Origin of the sequence: Rathayibacter tanaceti, from assembly GCF_009834165.1 — a bacterium.
GTDB lineage: Bacteria > Actinomycetota > Actinomycetes > Actinomycetales > Microbacteriaceae > Rathayibacter > Rathayibacter tanaceti.
The window spans coordinates 2,225,108-2,241,756 of record NZ_CP047186.1 but is presented as its reverse complement, the minus strand read 5'-3'; the positions used below and the strand labels follow the sequence as shown (position 1 = coordinate 2,241,756).

The following is a 16,649-nucleotide window of genomic DNA, read 5'->3' as shown; positions in this document are numbered from 1 at the left end:
CGGTCAGATCTCCTGTGCGAAGTTGCCCTCGAGGCGGCGGAAGATGCGGTGGGAGACCCAGACCAGCACCACCCCGACGAGGAAGACGATGAGAAGGTGCAGGGCCATGTCGGCGGGCCACGGTTGCCCGGGCACCGCGGTGAAGCTGCCATCGGCCTGCTCGACCAGCGTCTCGTGGGATCCGGGACCCCAGATGGCCCGCTGGAATGCGAGCATCGCGTTCGTCATCGGGTTGAGCAGGTAGATCTGCTCGATCCAGCTCGGCACCGTCTGCACCACGAAAGACCAGGCGTAGGTGATCGGCGAGAGCCAGAAGAAGATCAGTAGCCCCACTTCGACGAGGAACTGGATGTCGCGCAGGTAGACGTTCAGTGCGGACAGTGCGAGTGCGAGTGCGAGCCCGTAGACCAGGGTGACTGCGAGCGCCGGGATGATGAACAGGAGCTGCCAGCTGATGGTGAGGGCTCCGAGCGCCGCCGCTCCCACGATCAGCACGAGGAACTGCACGGCGAAGTTGAACAGAGCGGCACCGATGGTCGCGACGGGGAAGATCTCGCGGGGGAGGTAGACCTTCTTGATCAGTCCGGCGTTCGCCAGGATCGACGTGGTCCCGGTCGCGACGATCTCGCTGAAGAGGTTCCAGAGGGTGAGACCGCAGAACACGAAGATCGCGAACACAGGGATGCCTCGGGCCGCTCCGAGGAACTGACCGATCGCCACGTAGTAGATCATCAGCATCACGAGGGGGCGGATGAGCGTCCAGACGAAGCCGAGGCTGGAGTCCTTATAGCGCGCCTTGAGCTCGCGGTTCACGAGGAGCCGGAGCAGCTCGCGGTGCTTGAAGATGTCGATCAGTGCCGAGACGAAACCGCTCGCGCGGCGCCCTCCGGGCTGCGTGCCGCTCTGATGGAACGGCTCCTGGGCGATCGCATCGACGCGGTCCGCCGCGCGCGTGATCGTGGTATTCCTGCTGCTCATCGGTCTCCCAGCCATAGCACTGCCGTGGCGGCAGCCAGATCATTGTACGTTTCGGTTCCGCGGCGGCGCGGAGACGGCGCGGGGTGATCCGCGCAGTCAGACCGCTCGGCGCGCGAGGTGGAGGTCGTTCTCGACCATCCGGGCGACGATCTCCTCGAAACTCACGGTCGGCGACCAGCCGAGCACCTCGCGTGCGCGGGAGGCGTCGCCCCGCATCTCGGGGGCGTCGACCGGCCGCGCGAAGCGCGGGTCGACCGTGACCCGGTGCTCCCAGTCGTCGATGCCGGCGGCCGTGAAGGCGGCGCGGACGAAGTCGCGCACCGAGTGGGCGACTCCGGTCGCCACGACGTAGTCGCCGGGCTGCTCGGCACGGGAGGCGCGCACCAGTGCATCGACGTAGTCAGGGGCCCAGCCCCAGTCGCGGCGAGCATCGAGATTGCCCAGCGAGAGCTCGGACTCGGCCCCCGTCGCGATGGCGGCGACACCCGCCGTGATCTTGCGGGTCACGAAGCCCGGGGGCCGGCGGGGGGACTCGTGGTTGTAGAGGATTCCCGAGGACGCGTGCAGCCCGCGCCCGCGGTAGACCGCGACCAGGTGGTGGGCGAACGCCTTCGCCGCGCCGTAGGGCGAGACCGGTCGGATGGGGGTCTCCTCGGTCTGCGGGTTCGCTGTCGCCGCGCCGAAGATCTCGGAGGACGACGCCTGCACGAAGCGCACCTCGCGACCGGCCGACTCCTGGAGTGCCAGGGAGGCCTCCAGGAGAGCTGCGACCGCCGTTCCGGTGACCTCGGCGGTCAGCACGGGCTCCTGCCACGAGAGGGCGACGGAGGACAGGCCGGCCAGGTGGAACACCGTGTCCGGCTGCGCCCGGGCGACGACTCGGCCCAGGCCGGCCGGGTCGCCGAGGTCGCCCTCGAAGGCGCGGACAGCGGCCGGCAGGGAGGCGGCATCGGCCCCGCGCACGAGCGCGGAGACTTCCCAGCCGTCGGCGAGCAGGGTCTCGACGAGGTAGCCCCCGTCCTGTCCGCTCGCTCCGGTGACGAGAGCTGCGGGCATGACTACCTGATCAGCGCCGACTGCTCGGCGAGATCGTTCTCGACCATCATCGACACGAGCTCGGGGAACGAGACCTTCGGCTCCCAGCCGAGGACGTCGCGGGCCTTCGCCGGGTCGCCGATGAGGAGGTCGACCTCGGCCGGGCGCATGAACGCGGGGTTCTGGGTGACGTAGGGGGTCCAGTCCTCGATGCCGACATGGGCGAAGGCGATGTCGAGGTACTCGCGGATCTCGTGGGTCTCACCGGTGGCGACCACGTAGTCGTCCCCCTCCGGCTGCTGCAGCATCCGCCACATCGCGTCCACGTAGTCGCCGGCGAAGCCCCAGTCGCGCTTCGCGTCGAGGTTGCCGAGCTCGAGCGTATCCTGCAGGCCGAGCTTGATCCGCGCGACCGCGAGGCTGATCTTGCGGGTGACGAACTCGGGGCCGCGGCGGGGCGACTCGTGGTTGAAGAGGATGCCGGAGGAAGCGTGCATGCCGTACGACTCGCGGTAGTTGATGGTCATGTAGTGACCGAAGACCTTGGCGACGCCGTAGGGGGAGCGCGGCCAGAGCAGCGTGTCCTCGCTCTGCGGGACCTGCTGCACCTTGCCGAACATCTCGGAGGAGGAGGCCTGGTAGAACTTCACTCGCGACATGTCGTCGCCGGCGTAGAGGCGCGTGGCCTCGAGGATGTTGAGGACGCCCTTGCCGGTCACATCGGTGGTGAGCGAGGCGTTCTCCCACGAGTAGGCGACGAACGAGATCGCGCCGAGGTTGTAGACCTCGTCCGGCTGAGCGGCGGCGAGCACGCGCACGAGGCTCGAGACGTCGGTCAGGTCGCCGGTGAGCAGGGTCACACCGGGCACGGTGCGGCGCACCAGCTCGTACTTCGGGTTGTTCTGCCCGCGTACCAGGCCGAAGACCTCGTAGCCCTTCGAGAGCAACAGCTCGGCGAGGTAGAGGCCGTCCTGGCCGGTGATTCCGGTGATCAAAGCGCGAGGCACGTGGTGGTCCAATTCGTCGGGGTCGATGACAGCGGGCTACATCCTACCCACGGGCGTCAGAGGCCAGCGGGATCGACGCGGCGCCGCGGGTATCCTGGCCCGGCTCGGACACGATTGGACGCCATGCCGGAACCGCTCCCCGTCACGCTCGCTGTGCTCACCGTCGATCCGGGCGGGATGGGCGGCGGCGAGACCTACGCCCGTGCGCTGACGCGCCTCCTGGTCCCGCGGCCGGGGGAGGAGGGGCTCGCCGTCCAGACTCTGGTCCCCGAGAACGCGCGCGGCTTCAGCGAGGGAGTGCCCGAGGTCGTCGCCGAGGGGGTGCAGAGCGGAGCCGGCCATCGCCGTCGCGCGATCGGGATGCTCCAGGGGCTGCTGCGCACGCGGCGCCTGCGTCGGCGGCTCGGCCGCGAGGCCGTGCTGTACTTCCCCTTCACGGTACCCCTGCCCTATCCCTCCCGCCGTCAGGGTCACGTGCAGATGCTGTTCGACCTCCAGCACCGCGATCTGCCGCACCTCTTCCCGCGGGTCGAGCGCGTCTTCCGCCGGATCGCCTATGAGGCCACGGCGCGGCGCGCGGACGCCGTGATCACCATCAGTGCGTTCACCAAGGGCCGGATCGTCGAGCTGCTGGGGATACCGGAGGAGCGGATCCACGTGTCGCACCTGGGCGTGGACACCGAGCGCTTCCGGCCCCACCTCGGTTCGCGCGAGAACTTCGTGTTCTATCCGGCGCGCGCGTGGCCGCACAAGAACCACGCGCGCCTGTTCGAGGCGATGCGGCTGCTCCGGGCCGAGGGCCACGCCCTGCGGCTGGTGCTGACCGGAGGCGATCTGGACCGCCTCGGCCCGCTACCGGACTTCGTCGAGTGGCGCGGCCACGTCACTCCGGACGAGCTCGCCGACCTCTACCGTCGAGCCGCGGTGCTGGCGTTCCCGAGTCTCTACGAGGGCTTCGGTCTTCCGCCGATCGAGGCGATGGCGTCCGGCTGCCCGGTCGCGGCGGCCGACTCCGGCTCGCTGCCGGAGATCTGCGGCGAGGCGGCGGTCTACATCGATCCGCTCGAGCCCCGCTCGATCGCCGACGGGATCCTCGAGGCGATCGCGCGCACGGGTGAGCTCGGGCCGCTCGGGGTGGAGCGGGCCCTCCACTTCAGCTGGGAGCGCTGCCGAGAGGAGCACCTCGCCGTCTTCCGTGCCGTCGGGGAGCGGCGCCGCCCGCGCTGACCGGCGTCACTCCCGCGGGCGGAGCAGGCGGCGCCAGCTCAGGCCCTGCGCCGCCCGCATCGCGCAGAGCACGACCAGCAGCCAGCCCGCGTCGAGGAGGATGGAGCTCTCGGCCAGTGCGGTGACCACGAGCACCGTGAGCACCAGAACCGGCCAGACGTGCACAACGGCCTTGCGCTCGGAGGCGATCAGCCAGGACCGCCACAGCGCCAGGCCGACGAGCACCACGAACAGCACGACTCCGACCAGCCCGACCTGCAGCGCCACGTCGAACAGCGCGTTGAGGCTCGACGAGTGCGGCCGGCCCGAGAGGTAGTCGATCGCGGTGAAGGGGTAGAGATCGGTGCGCCAGTAGCCCACCCAGCCCCAGCCGATGATCGGTGTCAGATCGCTGAACCGCCAGACCTGCTGCCAGAGCCGCAGCCGGAACTCGAACTCGCTCCCGGCGTTGAGCAGCTCGATCACGCGGTAGCGCAGGAGCCAGGCGGTGAGCGCAGCAGCGATCGCGACGCCGAGGACGACGTACTGGCGACGCCTCCGATGGCCGCTGTCGCCGCGGCGGACCCAGCGGAGCGCGAGAGCCACCACGGCGGCCACCGCCAGGACCCCGGCGCTCACGGCCGACCGGGTGAAGAGGAGGGTCGTCGCCGCCAGGACGATCGAGGCGATCGCCGGCCCGCGTGCCACGGAGCGGGTCGCCAGCTCGACCGAGAACGTCACGATCGCCAGCAGGCACACCAGCCCGAGCTGGTTGCGGGTGCCGACGAGCCCCTGGATCGGCCCGCCGTCGGCGAGCAGCCCCTCGACGCCGAGGAAGCGCAGCGGCACGTCGATCAGGATCCCGGAGAGCACCTCGACGGCGATCGAGGCGATCAGGACGAAGCGCAGCACGTCGCCGACGGAGCGGATGATCTGGATGATGTCGCGGGTGAGCCCGATCGCGATCGCGAGGAAGGCGAGTGCGAGCTGGTAGGTGACGCTCGAGAGCGTCACCCACTGGTAGTCGCTCCAGAGGACGCTCAGGCCGGTCCAGCCGAGGAAGACCAGGATGCTCGTGGGCAGCAGGCCCTCCCAGTCGAGCAGGCCACGGCGCAGAACGAGCATCCCGGCCGCGAGCAGGACGAGACCCGCGACGGCTGCGATGTAGCCCGGCCAGCCGATCATCCCGCGCACCGCCGGGGCGCAGAGCACGGTGACGAGGGTCGTCTGCGCGAGGGCCGCGGCGAACTGCGGCGACGCCGTCGCGTCGGCGACGGAGGCGGGGAGCGAGGGGCGGCGGAGCCTCATCGCCTCGAGCGGGAGCTCGCCGGAGGGATCGGCTCGGCGGCGAGCACCTCGGCCGCTTCGGTCGCCGGCTGCTTCGTCTGCACGGCGAGGACCACGAGGAGCATCCAGCCGCCCTCGATCAGGATCCGGCTCTCGAAGAGCGACTGCGCGAGCAGCGCGACCACCAGAAGGAGGGGCGCGAGCGAAAGAGCGGAGTAGGGGAGCGTCGACCGTGCGTCCCGCCGGGGGCGGTCGACCGCGCGGAACCAGGAGCGCCACAGTGTCGAGACGGCGAGGGCCGCAAAGAGGAGGAGGCCGACGACTCCGAGCTGGAGGGCCACGTCGAGCCAGGCGTCGTGCGCCTGAAGGTAGAGCACGCCCTTGCGTTCGGCGAGGGTGTCGAAGGGAGCGACCCACGGCGCCCAGTAGCTGACCCAGCCCCAGCCGAGCACGGGGCGTTGCAGAGTCAGCTCCCCGACCGCGCGCCAGATGTCGAGGCGGCCGGTCGCGTCCTCGCTCTTGCCGAGGACGCCGAGCAGAGTGCCCCACCCGGCGCTGCCCGCTGCGCCGAGGACGACGGCCAGTGCGGCGGCGGTGAGGTACACGGGGCGCCGGCCGCTCTCTCCACGGTGACGGGCCCACAGGGCGAACCCGGCGGCCAGCGCGACGGCGACCAGGCACAGCAGCACCGTGGCGGAGCGGGTGAGCAGGAGCGTCGCGGCCGAGAGCGCGAGCCACAGGACACCCCAGCGGCGGGTGATCGAGCCCGCCGCCAGCTCGATCGCCACGACCACGAGGCCCAGGAGCGCGAGGAAGCCCAGGAGGTTGCGGTTGCCGACGATGCCCTGGACGGGGTCGCCGGTGAACAGGGCGGCCTGCGACCAGTAGAACGCATCGGGCACGCGACCGTCAGCGGGGGGCTCGATACCGACCGGGAGGATCGGCTGCCGGACGGCGACGGCGACCACCAGCTCGAACAGCAGGGACAGGCCGATCGAGATCCGCAGCGCGCGCCCGAGCGCGGTGACGAGCTCGCCCGTGCTCAGGGTGAGCGCGAGCATCACGCCGCCGACCGTCGTGGCGAGCTGAGCGCCGACTCCGATCGCGCTCGCCCCGGGATAGGCCGACCACAGGAGCGAGAGCAGCGCGAGCGCCAGGAAGGCGACCAGCGACTTCGGCGTGCGGGCCCAGCGCAGGCGCGGGCGCGCGCGGACGAGCACGACCACCGAGGCGACGAGCAGGACGGCCACGACGAGGCCCCACCCCCACCAGCCGACGAGGTTGCGCAGCGCCTGCCCCGCCAGCAGCACCGCCAGCACTGCCACGGCCAGCCCTCGAGGAGCGGCGGGCGCGACGCGACGGATCATGGCGACCAGTCTAGGGAGCGGCCACGAGCGGCCCGTCGCCCGCCCGGCGAGCCCAGGCGACGGAGCCGATCGGCCGGAGACGCTCAGACGAAGGCGGCCGTACCGGTGATCGAGCGGCCCACGATCAGCGTGTTCATCTCGCGGGTGCCCTCGTACGAGTAGAGCGCCTCCGCGTCGGCGAAGAAGCGAGCGACCCCGTAGTCGAGCACGATGCCGTTGCCGCCCATCACCTCGCGGCACCAGGCGACCGTCTCGCGCATCCGCGCCGTCGCGTAGGCCTTGGCGAGCGCCGAATGCTCGTCGCGCTGCTCGCCGGCGTCGAGCATCTCGGAGACGCGGGTCGCGAGCGCGATGCTCGCCGTGATGTTGCCGATGCTCTTCACCAGGAGGTCCTGCACCAGCTGGTGGCCCACCAGTGGCTTGCCGAACTGCACCCGCTCCTTCGCGTAGCGCAGAGCCGCGTCGTAGGCGCCGATCGCGACTCCGATCGCCTGCCACGCGACCTCGGCCCGGGTGAGGCGGAGGACCTTCGCCGTGTCGCGGAACGAGTTCGCGCCCTGGAGTCGCAGCGACTCGGGCACGCGGACGCCGTCGAGCACGATGTCGGCGTTCTGCACGGTGCGCAGGCTCTGCTTGCGGGCGATCGCGGTGGCTCGGTAGCCCGGCGTCGAGGTCGGCACCAGGAAGCCCTTCACCTGGGAGTCCTCGACGTCCTTGGCCCAGATGACGGTCACGTCGCTGAAGGTCGCGTTGCCGATCCAGCGCTTCTCGCCGTCGAGCACCCAGGTGTCGCCCTCGCGTCGCGCGGTGGTGCGCAGGCCCTGTGCGGAGTCGGAGCCGGAGTGCGGCTCGGTCAGCCCGAACGCGCCGACCACCTCGCCCGAGGCGAGCCTCGGCAGCCACTGCGCCCGCTGCTCGTCGGAGCCGGCCACGCCGACCGTGCCCATCACCAGGCCGTTCTGCACGCCCACGTACGTCGCGATCCCAGCGTCGACCCGACCCAGCTCGAGCGCCACCCAGCCGCGGAACACCGCCGAGTTCTCGAGAGCCCGGGTCTCGGGCCAGGACAGACCGATGACGCCGGTCGCGTGCAGCCCGGGGATCAGCTGACGAGGGAACTCCGCGCGCTCCCAGTAGTCGTCGGCGATCGGCCGCACCTGCTCCTCGAGGAAAGCCCGGAGGCCGACGAGCAGCTTCTTCTCGCCCGGGGTCAGGCCCGCCTCGAATCCGTAGAAGTCGGCTGTCAGGGTCTCGAAGGTCGTGCTGTCCATGCTCCATGCTCCATCGCTCGTCGGACACGGCACCGCGGCGCCGCAGTGGCGGCGGCGATGCTGCTGCGCCCAGCGTACGAACGCGGCGGACGAGCGCCGCGTCCTCTGGTGGTGAACGCCAATGGGCGGGCCCTCCTCCCGGGCGCGCGTTGTGGATCCTGCTAGCGTCGGGGCGGGCCGGCCCGGGCGGATCCGGGCGAGCGGCTCCGACCCACTCCCCGGACGGAAGGCCAGAGCTCCCATGTTCATCCCGATCGGCAACACACCCCGCGACTACGCCTGGGGCTCGCTCACCGGCATCTCCGAGGCTCTCGGCACGGCGGCCTCCGGAGCCCCCGAGGCCGAGCTCTGGCTCGGGGCGCACGCCGGCTCGCCCGCGCGCGTGCTCGACCCCTCCGTGGTGGGTGCCGACACACTCGCCGAGTGGATCGCCCGCGAACCCGAGGCGGCGCTCGCCGGAGTCGAGGGATCGGTCGATCCGGTCTCGGGAGCACCGCGTCTGCCGTTCCTGCTGAAGATCCTCGCCGCCGGCGGTCCGCTCTCGCTCCAGGCGCACCCCTCGGCCGAGACGGCCCGGCGCCGCTTCGTCGAGGAGGAGGCGGCCGGCATCCCCCTCGACGCTGCCGATCGAAACTACAAGGATCCGTTCCACAAGCCCGAGCTGATCTACGCGCTGAGCGAGCGCTTCGACGCGCTGTGCGGCTTTCGCGATCCCGCCGCCGCGCGGACGCTGTTCGCCGAGCTCGCGCAACGGTCGTCGGGCGCGGGCTCCGCAGCCGTCTCGAGTTTCGCGGACTCACTCGACGGTGAGCCCGCCGCGGTCCTCCGACGTGCCGTCTCGTGGCTGCTCGCCGACGGCGACCGCGCCGACGTCGCCGCCCTGGTGACGGCCGTCGTCGACGCCTGCGCGGGTGACGACCGGCTCGAGACGGCGACGGTCCGCGACCTCGCCGCGTCCTACCCCGGCGATCCCGGCATCGTGCTCTCCCTCCTGCTCAACAGGGTTCGGCTGGCCCGCGGCGAGGTGCTCTACCTGCCGGCGGGCAACATCCACGCCTACCTCGACGGCACCGGCGTCGAGGTGATGGCCGCCTCCGACAACGTGCTGCGCGGCGGGCTCACCCCCAAGCACATCGACGTCCCCGAGCTCGTGAGCGTGCTCGAGTTCTCGCCGCTGCCGGTGCCGTACCTGCCCGCCGAGGAGGCGGCGCCCGGCGTCCGCCTCTACCGCCCCGATGTCCCGGACTTCGTGCTCGCCGTCGTGCAGCCGGAGTCGGACGAGGCCGTCCGGGTGCAGCTGCGCGGACCGGCGATCGCGATCGCCACCGACGGCTCCTTCGCGGTGAGCGGAGCCGAGGGCTCGGCACGGGTCGAGCGCGGCGAGAGCGTGTTCGTGACGCCGTCGGAGGGTGCCCTCGCGGTCACCGGGCGCGGGACGCTGTTCGTCGCGACTGTCTGATCCGCGCTCCCTCGGCTGCACTCCCTCAGGCGGCGAAGGTCCTCCGGTAGGCCGCGGGCGTCGTCTGCAGCACCCGGGTGAAGTGGTGCCGCATGACCGCGGCCGTGCCGAAGCCCACCCGGGCGGCGACCGCCTCGAGCGTCAGGTCCGACTCCTCCACGAGCAGTTGCGCCCGCAGGAGGCGCTGCCGGGTGAGCCACGCGAGCGGAGTCGTCCCGAGGTCGGCGCGGAACCGGCGCGCGAAGGTGCGCGGCGACATCAGGGCGCGCCGAGAGAGAGCCTCGATCGTGAGCTCCTGATCGAGGTGTTCGAGCATCCATTCCATGACCGCGGCGAAGGAGTCGGCGTGCGCCACCGGAATCGGCGTGCGCAGGTACTGCGCCTGGCCGCCGTGCCGCTGCGGAGGAACGACCATGCGCCGCGCGACGACGCTCGCGGCCTGCGGTCCGAGCTCCTCGCGGACCACGTGCAGCGCCGCATCGATCCCGGCCGCGGTGCCCGCGCTGGTCACCAGGCGCCCCTCCTGGACGTACAGCACGTCCGCATCGACGGTCACGGCGGGGAAGCGCCGCGCCAGCTCCTCGGCGTGCATCCAGTGGGTCGTGGCCCGTCGCCCGTCGAGCAGTCCCGCCTGCGCGAGCGTGAAGGCGCCGCTGCACACGCTCAGAATCCATGCGCCCCGCTCGTGCGCGCGGCGGAGGAGGCCGAGGACCCGGTCGTCCGCCGGACCTCCGCCGTGCGCGGGGACAGCGATCAGGTCGGCGTCCTCGGCAGCGGTGAGATCGTCGAGGACGACGACGTCGAAGCCGAGAGCGCTGCGGACGGGGCCGGGATCGGGAGTGACGATGCGGAAATCGAGCGCGGGCCCGCCGTCTGCGCCGCGGTCGATCCCGAACACTTCGCAGACGACGCCGAACTCGAACGGTGCCAGACCGGGCAGGGCGAGGACGGCGACCGAGCGGAGCACCCTGGCAGGATATCGCCGTGCATCGTGATCCTGCCGGTCGTCGCGCCGCCGATAGGGTGAGTTGCGGTGCGCAAAGCCGCGGGCCGGGTATCGAGGAGGTTGCGCATGGCATGGCTGGTCACCGGGGGAGCCGGGTACATCGGGGCGCACGTCGTCCGCTCCTTCTCCGAGCAGGGCATCGACCCCGTCGTGCTCGACGACCTGTCCTCGGGGCACGGGGCTTTCGTGCCGGACGGCGTCCCGTTCCATCAGGGCTCGATCCTCGATGAGGCGCTTCTCGACCGCGTCTTCGCCGAGCACGACATCGCGGGCGTCGTGCACGTCGCCGGCTTCAAGTACGCGGGAGTCTCGGTGCAGCGCCCCCTGCACACCTACGAGCAGAACGTCACGGGCACGATGCGCGTGCTCGCGGCGATGGAGCGCGCCGGCGTCGACTCGATCGTCTTCTCCTCCAGCGCGGCCGTCTACGGCGCGGTCGACGTCGAGCTCGTGACCGAGGACACCCCCAAGAGCCCGGAGTCGCCCTACGGCGAGTCGAAGCTGATCGGGGAGTGGCTGCTGGCCGACGCGGGTCGCGCACATGGAGTGCGCCACGCCTCCCTGCGCTACTTCAACGTCGTCGGCTCTGGCGCGCCCGACCTCTATGACACGAGCCCCCACAATCTCTTCCCGCTGGTGTTCGAGGCTCTGTTGGCCGGCCGGACCCCGCGGATCTACGGCGACGACTACCCGACGCCCGACGGCACCTGTGTCCGCGACTACATCCACGTCGCCGACCTGGCACTCGCCCACGTCGCAGCGGCGCAGAGGCTCGCCGCAGGGGAGCCGGTCGATCCTGTCTACAACCTGGGCAGCGGAGTCGGCGCGTCGGTGGGCGAGATCATGCGCGCCATCGCCGAGAGCACCGGTATCGCCTTCACCCCGGAGGTCGCCCCGCGCCGCCCCGGCGACCCGCCCCGCATCGTCGCCTCCGGTGAGCGCGCCGCCCGCGATCTGGGCTGGCAGATGCGCCACACCGTCGCCGAGATGGTCGAGAGCGCCTGGCGGGCCCGCAGCGCGGCGAACGGCTGACAGGAGTTCATCTTCACGACACGCCGGAGCCCGATGAACCCTCCACGGAGGGTTGAGGGTTTATGGTCTGCGACTTGACCTGAGCGAATGACACCGCTGTAATTACCTAGGCGGTCGCTCCGGGAGGAGCTGCCCGCCGTCCATCGGTTCGCAGGCGGGGTAGGAGACGGCATGACGCTTCCGGAACAGCACTCCGGAGTCCCCGAGGACTGGTTCGTCGATCCCGTCCGCCTCGGTGTTCCCGGGGTCCGGCCGGGCATCGACTCCGAGACAGCGCCGCCCACCGGTGCGCTCTCGTGGCAGGTCGACTCCCTCTGCGCACAGACCGATCCCGAGGCCTTCTTCCCCGAGAAGGGCGGGTCGACCCGCGATGCGAAGAAGATCTGCACCTCCTGCGAGGTCCGCGCCCAGTGCCTCGAGTACGCCCTTGAGAACGACGAGCGCTTCGGCATCTGGGGCGGCCTCTCGGAGCGCGAGCGCAGGAAGCTGCGCCGTCGGGCCTGATCCCGGCCCGTGCTCGCGGAGCGCGCCACATCGGTGGGGCGGCGAGCCATAGGCGGGGCCCCGGTCCCGATCGCTTAGGGTGGTCCGCGATGTATCCACGAGTCACCGCCGTCCTCGTCGCGCGCAACGGCGCGGCGTACCTGGAACGAACCCTCACGGCCCTGCGGGCGCAGACCCGGCAGCCGGACGCGACGGTCTTCGTCGACGGCGGCTCGAAGGACGCGACCGAGGAGCTGCTCGCCTCCTGGGGCCCGACGCAGCTCGTCCAGGTCGCCGAGAACCTCCCCTTCGGCCAGGCGGTGGCGCGCGCCGTGCGCGTCATGCAGCCGCCGGCAGGTGAGGACGAGTGGCTCTGGCTGCTCGCCCAGGACTCCGCTCCCGAGCCCGGCGCCCTCGCCGCCCTCCTCGGCGCCGTCGAGGTCGCTCCCTCCGTCGCCGTCGCGGGGCCGAAGGTCATGGACTGGACCCGATCCGGGTACATCCGCAGCTACGGCGAGTCGGTCACGAAGTACGGAACGACCGTCCACCTCGTCGAAGACGAGCTCGACCAGGGGCAGCACGACTCCACTCCCGATGTGCTCGCCGTCTCGGCGGGCGGCATGCTCGTTCGCCACTCGCTGTGGGAGGAGCTCGGCGGTTTCGACCCCGGCCTGCCCGTCGTCGACGACGCCCTCGACTTCTCGATCCGCACCCGCCTCGCCGGGCACCGCGTCAGCCGGGTCCCGGATGCCCGGGTCACGACCGCGCGGATCGGCCTGCAGCGACCCGACGGACGTCGGATCGACAGCGGGGAGCGCCGCCGAGCGCGCCAGCACCGCACCGCGCAGCTGCACCGTCGGCTCGCCTACGCGCCCGTCGCGCTCCTCCTGCTGCACTGGCTCTCGCTCGTGCCGCTCGCCATCGGCCGCGCCGTCGTACGCCTCCTGCGCAAGCAGCCGGGGCTGGTCGGAGGCGAGCTGCTCGCGGCCGTCGTCGTCGTGTTCGGCGGCACGAAGGTGCTCCGCGCCCGCAGGGTGTTGCGCTCGTCGAAGAACGTCGGCTGGAAGGCGGTGGCTCCGCTGCGCATCCCGCTCGACGTGGTGCGGCAGCTCCGCTCCGTCCGGCACGACGCGGTGCGCGTACAGGCCGGGCGCGATCGGCATCCGCTGCACTTCTTCCAGGGCGGGGGCGTGTGGATCGTGCTCGTGGCTGCGCTGGCCGGCCTCGCCCTCTACACCCCCCTCGTCGCCGCTCCCGCCCTCAGCGGCGGAGGACTGCTCACGCTCTCGCCCACGGTGGCCGAGCTCTGGCGCAACGCCGCCTACGGCTGGCGCGACCTCGGTCCCGGCTTCATCGGAGCCGCCGACCCGTTCGCCTCCGTGCTCGCCGTGCTCGGCTCGCTGACCTTCTGGTCGCCGAGCTTCTCGATGGTGCTGCTCTACCTCCTGGCCCTTCCCGCCGCCGCGATGGGCGCCTGGCTGATGATCGCGAGACTGACCCCGCGCGCCGCGGCCCGGGCCGCCGGTGCGCTGGTGTACGTGCTCGCACCCTCGTTCTTCGCCGCGCAGGCTGACGGCCGGCCGGGCCCGCTGCTCGTGCACATCCTGCTGCCGTGGCTGTTCTTCGCGGGATACGGCGCGTACCGGTCGTGGTCCGCCTCGGCGACGGCGTCGATCCTCGCTGCGGCGGTCGTCGCCAGCGCGCCCGTGCTCACGGTGCCGTTGCTCGTGATCTGGCTCGTCGTCGTCGCGACGTCAGGCCGCCGCCTGGGGCGCTTCCTCGGTCTGCCGATCCCCGCCCTCGTCCTGCTCTTCCCGCTCATCCTGGCTCGGGCGCCCCGGGGCGACTGGCTCGCGATCGTCGCCGACCCCGGCGTGCCGCTGCCGTCGGGGCAGTCCGAGACGGTCGCGCTCCTCGCGGGCTTCCCCGGCGGGCTCTCGACCGGGTGGCTCGGGTTCCTCGGCGGCCTCGGCGTCGACGCCTCCGTCGTGCCGCTCGTCACCGCCGCGCTCGTGCTCCCGCTCATCGTCTCCGCGGTGGCGGCCCTGCTGCTGCCGAACAACCTCTCGGCGCTCGGCGGCGTCGGCGTGGCCGCGGCGGGTCTCGTCACCGCCTCCCTGGCCCAGGGCGTGCAGGTGACCACGACGGGCTCCGAGACCGTGGCCGTCTGGAGCGGCACCGGGCTCAGCCTGTACTGGCTCGGACTGGTCACCGGCTTCTCCCTCTCGATCGCCGCCCTGCCCTCCCTCCGGATCGTGCCGGCGCTCGCGGTCACAGCCGCCGTCGCGGTGGCGGTCGGCCCGTTGGCCGTCGCGTTCCCCACCGGTGCCGGAGTGACGACCACCACGGACCGCTCGCTGCCCGCCTACGTCGCCGCGGAGGCGCAGAACGATCCTCGGGTGGGAACCATCGTGCTCGTGCCACAGGCCGACGGCGGGATCCTCGCGCGCCTGGAACGCGGCGCGGGGGCGACACTCGACCAGCAGTCGACGCTCGCCAACACCGGCGCCGAGCGCACCGACGCCCTCGACGAGCTGGCGGGCAACCTCGTTTCCCGCACCGGCTTCGACGTGCCCTCGGCGCTGCGGGAGCTCGGCGTGCGGTTCGTCGTGCTGACCGAGCCCGCCGACAGCCAGGTCGGCGACGCCGCCGCCTCCGTCCGCGCTCGTGCCGCGGTGGCGCTCGACGGGAACGCCGCGTTCTCGGCCGTGGGAGACACCCGCTACGGCCTGCTCTGGTCGGCCGTCGACACCGAGGGCACCCGCACGGAGGCCGCGCCCTCCGGCGTGGTCGGACCGTTCGGAGTCGCCTACACGATCGCGCTGGTGCTCGTCTTCCTCGTCGCCCTCCTGCTCGCGGTCCCGACCGGGCTCTCGCTCGAGCGTGGCCGCTCCGGAGGCCCGGTCGCGGGGATGGACGACGAGCCCGGCGAGGCCACCGGCCAGTTCGACGACGGGAACGACGATGCCTGACGCCGCCGACCAGGAGAACCGCATGACCGACCCCGAGTCCTCCGGCCGCCGTTCGCGCGCCGACCGGCGATCCGCGCGGGCGGAGTCCGCCTCCTCCGGGGAACCGGATCGCGCTCCGTCCGCGGCGCGCCGGCGCCGCACCGCCCTGCGCGGCGCCGTCGGCGTGGCGGGAGTCGTGATCGCCGCCGCGGCCGTCGCCGTGCCGCAGCTTCTCCCCGTGCCGCTCGCCTCCCGCGCCGCCGAGGGGGTCGTGGTGACCCCGGTCGCCGCCGACAGCTCCCTCGTCTGCGGGGGAGACCTGATCGACGCGAGCGAGCCCGAGGAGCTCCGCCCCTTCGACGGCTCCACCTCGGCCCGCTGGCCCGACGGCTCGACCTCCGGCTCGACTCCGCTGGACGAGGGCGACGTCGCCTCGCCCGGGAGCGGCATCGTCAGCCTCGACGTGCCGGCCGACGCGGATCCGACCCCGGGCGGCGTGAGCGTCCAGTCGATCGCGAACGAGACGGTCTCCGGCCTCTCGGCGCGCGGCTGCGCCGAACCCTCGGCCGACAGCTGGCTCGTCGCCGGGTCGACCGATGTCGGCCGCACCTCCGTGCTCGTCCTGGCCAACCCGAGCGCGGTCGCCGCGACCGTCGACCTCACGCTGTTCGGTGAGAGCGGCCTGATCCAGGCGACCGGTGCGACGGGCATCGTGGTCCCGGCGGGTGCCACGCGAGCGCTGCCTCTCGCGGGTCTCGCTCCCGGAGTCGTCCAGCCCGTCGTGCACGTCTCCGCCCGCGGTGGCGAGGTGGCGGCGAGCATGCAGAGCAGCGCGATCTCGGGGCTCACCCCCGAGGGCGTCGAGACGACCGGTCCGTCGGCCGGCCCGGACACGCTCGCCGTGATCGCGGGCTTCACCCTCACGTCGCCGCCCGCCGAGCGGTCGAGTGACGACGGCAGCGGCGGCGCGGGCAGCCCGGTGGTGCGCATCCTGACCCCCGGCGACGTCGACAGCACCGTCTCGGTCGAGATCACCAACGAGGACCCCAGCGGCTCTGGTGCCTCGACGCAGGTCGTGGTCCCCGCGGGCCGGGTCGGCGAGGTACCGCTCACCGGTCTGGTCGACGGCTCCTACCGGGTCGTGCTCCGAGCCGACCAGCCGATCGTCGCGGCCGGCCGGAGCACCTCGACCGGCTCCGCGGGCACCGACTTCGCCTGGTTTGCCTCCGGCGCCTCCACATCGCGGGCGTTCGCCGTCGCCAACACGGGCGAGCCCGGCGCGCTGCTACACCTGCTGAACGGCAGCAACTCGGCGGCGACGATCGAGATCGCGGCACCGGGAGGCACCCGGACCCTCGAGCTGGGCCCGTTCGCCGCGGCCTCGGCTCCGCTGGGCACCGACGCCGTCGTCGTCTCGAGCACGCAGCCCGTGCAGGCGTCGGTCTCGATCGCCCTCGACGGGAGGATCGCGTCCTACCCGATCGTGCCGCCCGGACCGCTGTCGTCACCGATCACTGTCTACTCGCACTGAGGTGTGCGCTCGATCCGAGCGCCGCGCCCGATCGGC

The 16,649-nt window shown here is 72.2% G+C and carries 13 protein-coding genes; 6 read left to right on the top strand and 7 right to left on the bottom strand.

Translation table 11 applies throughout. From position 1 onward, the window contains the following. Nucleotides 1-3: 3 nt before the first annotated feature. From GSU10_RS10440 to GSU10_RS10430, 3 genes are all read right to left on the bottom strand, one after another. Nucleotides 4-978 (bottom strand): ABC transporter permease, encoded by a 975-nt coding sequence (locus GSU10_RS10440; RefSeq protein WP_068208826.1) that lies wholly within the window; start codon nt 976-978, stop codon nt 4-6. A 96-nt stretch (nt 979-1,074) separates the two neighbouring features. Beyond that, nucleotides 1,075-2,034, bottom strand: a complete 960-nt coding sequence (locus GSU10_RS10435; RefSeq protein WP_132504007.1) for a GDP-mannose 4,6-dehydratase — start codon at nt 2,032-2,034, stop codon at nt 1,075-1,077. Nucleotides 2,035-2,036: 2 nt separating this feature from the next. Then, on the bottom strand, nt 2,037-3,020 hold the full coding sequence (locus tag GSU10_RS10430; RefSeq protein ID WP_132504009.1) for a GDP-mannose 4,6-dehydratase: 984 nt from the start codon (nt 3,018-3,020) through the stop codon (nt 2,037-2,039). A 123-nt stretch (nt 3,021-3,143) separates the two neighbouring features. On the opposite strand from GSU10_RS10430, the gene GSU10_RS10425 reads away from it, so the two are divergent. After that, nucleotides 3,144-4,247 (top strand): glycosyltransferase family 4 protein, encoded by a 1,104-nt coding sequence (locus GSU10_RS10425; protein ID WP_132504011.1) that lies wholly within the window; start codon nt 3,144-3,146, stop codon nt 4,245-4,247. A gap of 6 nt (nt 4,248-4,253) precedes the next feature. Here the strand turns inward: GSU10_RS10425 and GSU10_RS10420 are convergent, their stop codons facing one another. The 3 genes from GSU10_RS10420 to GSU10_RS10410 form a co-directional block, all read right to left on the bottom strand. Then, nucleotides 4,254-5,534: an O-antigen ligase family protein gene (locus GSU10_RS10420; protein WP_068208816.1), complete on the bottom strand. Its 1,281-nt coding sequence runs from the start codon at nt 5,532-5,534 to the stop codon at nt 4,254-4,256. Then, entirely contained in the window at nt 5,531-6,880 is a 1,350-nt protein-coding gene (locus GSU10_RS10415; protein WP_132504013.1) for an O-antigen ligase family protein, read from the bottom strand. Before GSU10_RS10415 ends, GSU10_RS10420 begins: the two co-directional genes overlap by 4 nt. An 83-nt stretch (nt 6,881-6,963) precedes the next feature. Then, nucleotides 6,964-8,151: an acyl-CoA dehydrogenase family protein gene (locus tag GSU10_RS10410; protein ID WP_068208814.1), complete on the bottom strand. Its 1,188-nt coding sequence runs from the start codon at nt 8,149-8,151 to the stop codon at nt 6,964-6,966. Nucleotides 8,152-8,392: 241 nt separating this feature from the next. On the opposite strand from GSU10_RS10410, the gene manA reads away from it, so the two are divergent. Next, on the top strand, nt 8,393-9,610 hold the full coding sequence (manA, locus tag GSU10_RS10405) for a mannose-6-phosphate isomerase, class I (RefSeq protein WP_068208812.1): 1,218 nt from the start codon (nt 8,393-8,395) through the stop codon (nt 9,608-9,610). Between the two features lie 25 nt (nt 9,611-9,635). On the opposite strand, the gene GSU10_RS10400 is transcribed toward manA, so the two are convergent. Next, nucleotides 9,636-10,577 (bottom strand): GlxA family transcriptional regulator, encoded by a 942-nt coding sequence (locus GSU10_RS10400; RefSeq protein WP_132504015.1) that lies wholly within the window; start codon nt 10,575-10,577, stop codon nt 9,636-9,638. A 105-nt stretch (nt 10,578-10,682) separates the two neighbouring features. Here GSU10_RS10400 and galE point away from each other — a divergent pair, with 105 nt between their 5' ends. The 4 genes from galE (at nt 10,683) to GSU10_RS10380 (ending at nt 16,613) form a co-directional block, all read left to right on the top strand. Further along, a complete protein-coding gene (gene galE, locus GSU10_RS10395; RefSeq protein ID WP_068208811.1) occupies nt 10,683-11,648 on the top strand; it encodes a UDP-glucose 4-epimerase GalE in 966 nt (321 codons plus the stop codon). 171 nt (nt 11,649-11,819) lie between these two features. Then, the gene (locus GSU10_RS10390) at nt 11,820-12,152 is read left to right on the top strand and encodes a WhiB family transcriptional regulator (protein ID WP_082844998.1); all 333 of its coding nucleotides are present in this window, start codon (nt 11,820-11,822) and stop codon (nt 12,150-12,152) included. A gap of 89 nt (nt 12,153-12,241) precedes the next feature. Further along, a complete protein-coding gene (locus tag GSU10_RS10385; protein WP_068208809.1) occupies nt 12,242-15,103 on the top strand; it encodes a glycosyltransferase family 2 protein in 2,862 nt (953 codons plus the stop codon). Nucleotides 15,104-15,125: 22 nt separating this feature from the next. After that, complete coding sequence (locus GSU10_RS10380; RefSeq protein WP_132504017.1) at nt 15,126-16,613, top strand: DUF5719 family protein; 1,488 nt, start codon at nt 15,126-15,128, stop codon at nt 16,611-16,613. The last annotated feature ends 36 nt before the right edge of the window (nt 16,614-16,649 follow it).

What these genes read in the sequence shown, in the direction of transcription:
- GSU10_RS10440 (WP_068208826.1), bottom strand. Translation starts at nt 978, where the DNA reads ATGAGCAGCAGGAATACCACGATCACGCGCGCGGCGGACCGCGTCGAT.
- GSU10_RS10435 (WP_132504007.1), bottom strand. Translation starts at nt 2,034, where the DNA reads ATGCCCGCAGCTCTCGTCACCGGAGCGAGCGGACAGGACGGGGGCTAC.
- GSU10_RS10425 (WP_132504011.1), top strand. Translation starts at nt 3,144, where the DNA reads ATGCCGGAACCGCTCCCCGTCACGCTCGCTGTGCTCACCGTCGATCCG.
- GSU10_RS10420 (WP_068208816.1), bottom strand. Translation starts at nt 5,534, where the DNA reads ATGAGGCTCCGCCGCCCCTCGCTCCCCGCCTCCGTCGCCGACGCGACG.
- GSU10_RS10415 (WP_132504013.1), bottom strand. Translation starts at nt 6,880, where the DNA reads ATGATCCGTCGCGTCGCGCCCGCCGCTCCTCGAGGGCTGGCCGTGGCA.
- GSU10_RS10410 (WP_068208814.1), bottom strand. Translation starts at nt 8,151, where the DNA reads ATGGACAGCACGACCTTCGAGACCCTGACAGCCGACTTCTACGGATTC.
- manA (WP_068208812.1), top strand. Translation starts at nt 8,393, where the DNA reads ATGTTCATCCCGATCGGCAACACACCCCGCGACTACGCCTGGGGCTCG.
- galE (WP_068208811.1), top strand. Translation starts at nt 10,683, where the DNA reads ATGGCATGGCTGGTCACCGGGGGAGCCGGGTACATCGGGGCGCACGTC.
- GSU10_RS10390 (WP_082844998.1), top strand. Translation starts at nt 11,820, where the DNA reads ATGACGCTTCCGGAACAGCACTCCGGAGTCCCCGAGGACTGGTTCGTC.
- GSU10_RS10385 (WP_068208809.1), top strand. Translation starts at nt 12,242, where the DNA reads ATGTATCCACGAGTCACCGCCGTCCTCGTCGCGCGCAACGGCGCGGCG.
- GSU10_RS10380 (WP_132504017.1), top strand. Translation starts at nt 15,126, where the DNA reads ATGACCGACCCCGAGTCCTCCGGCCGCCGTTCGCGCGCCGACCGGCGA.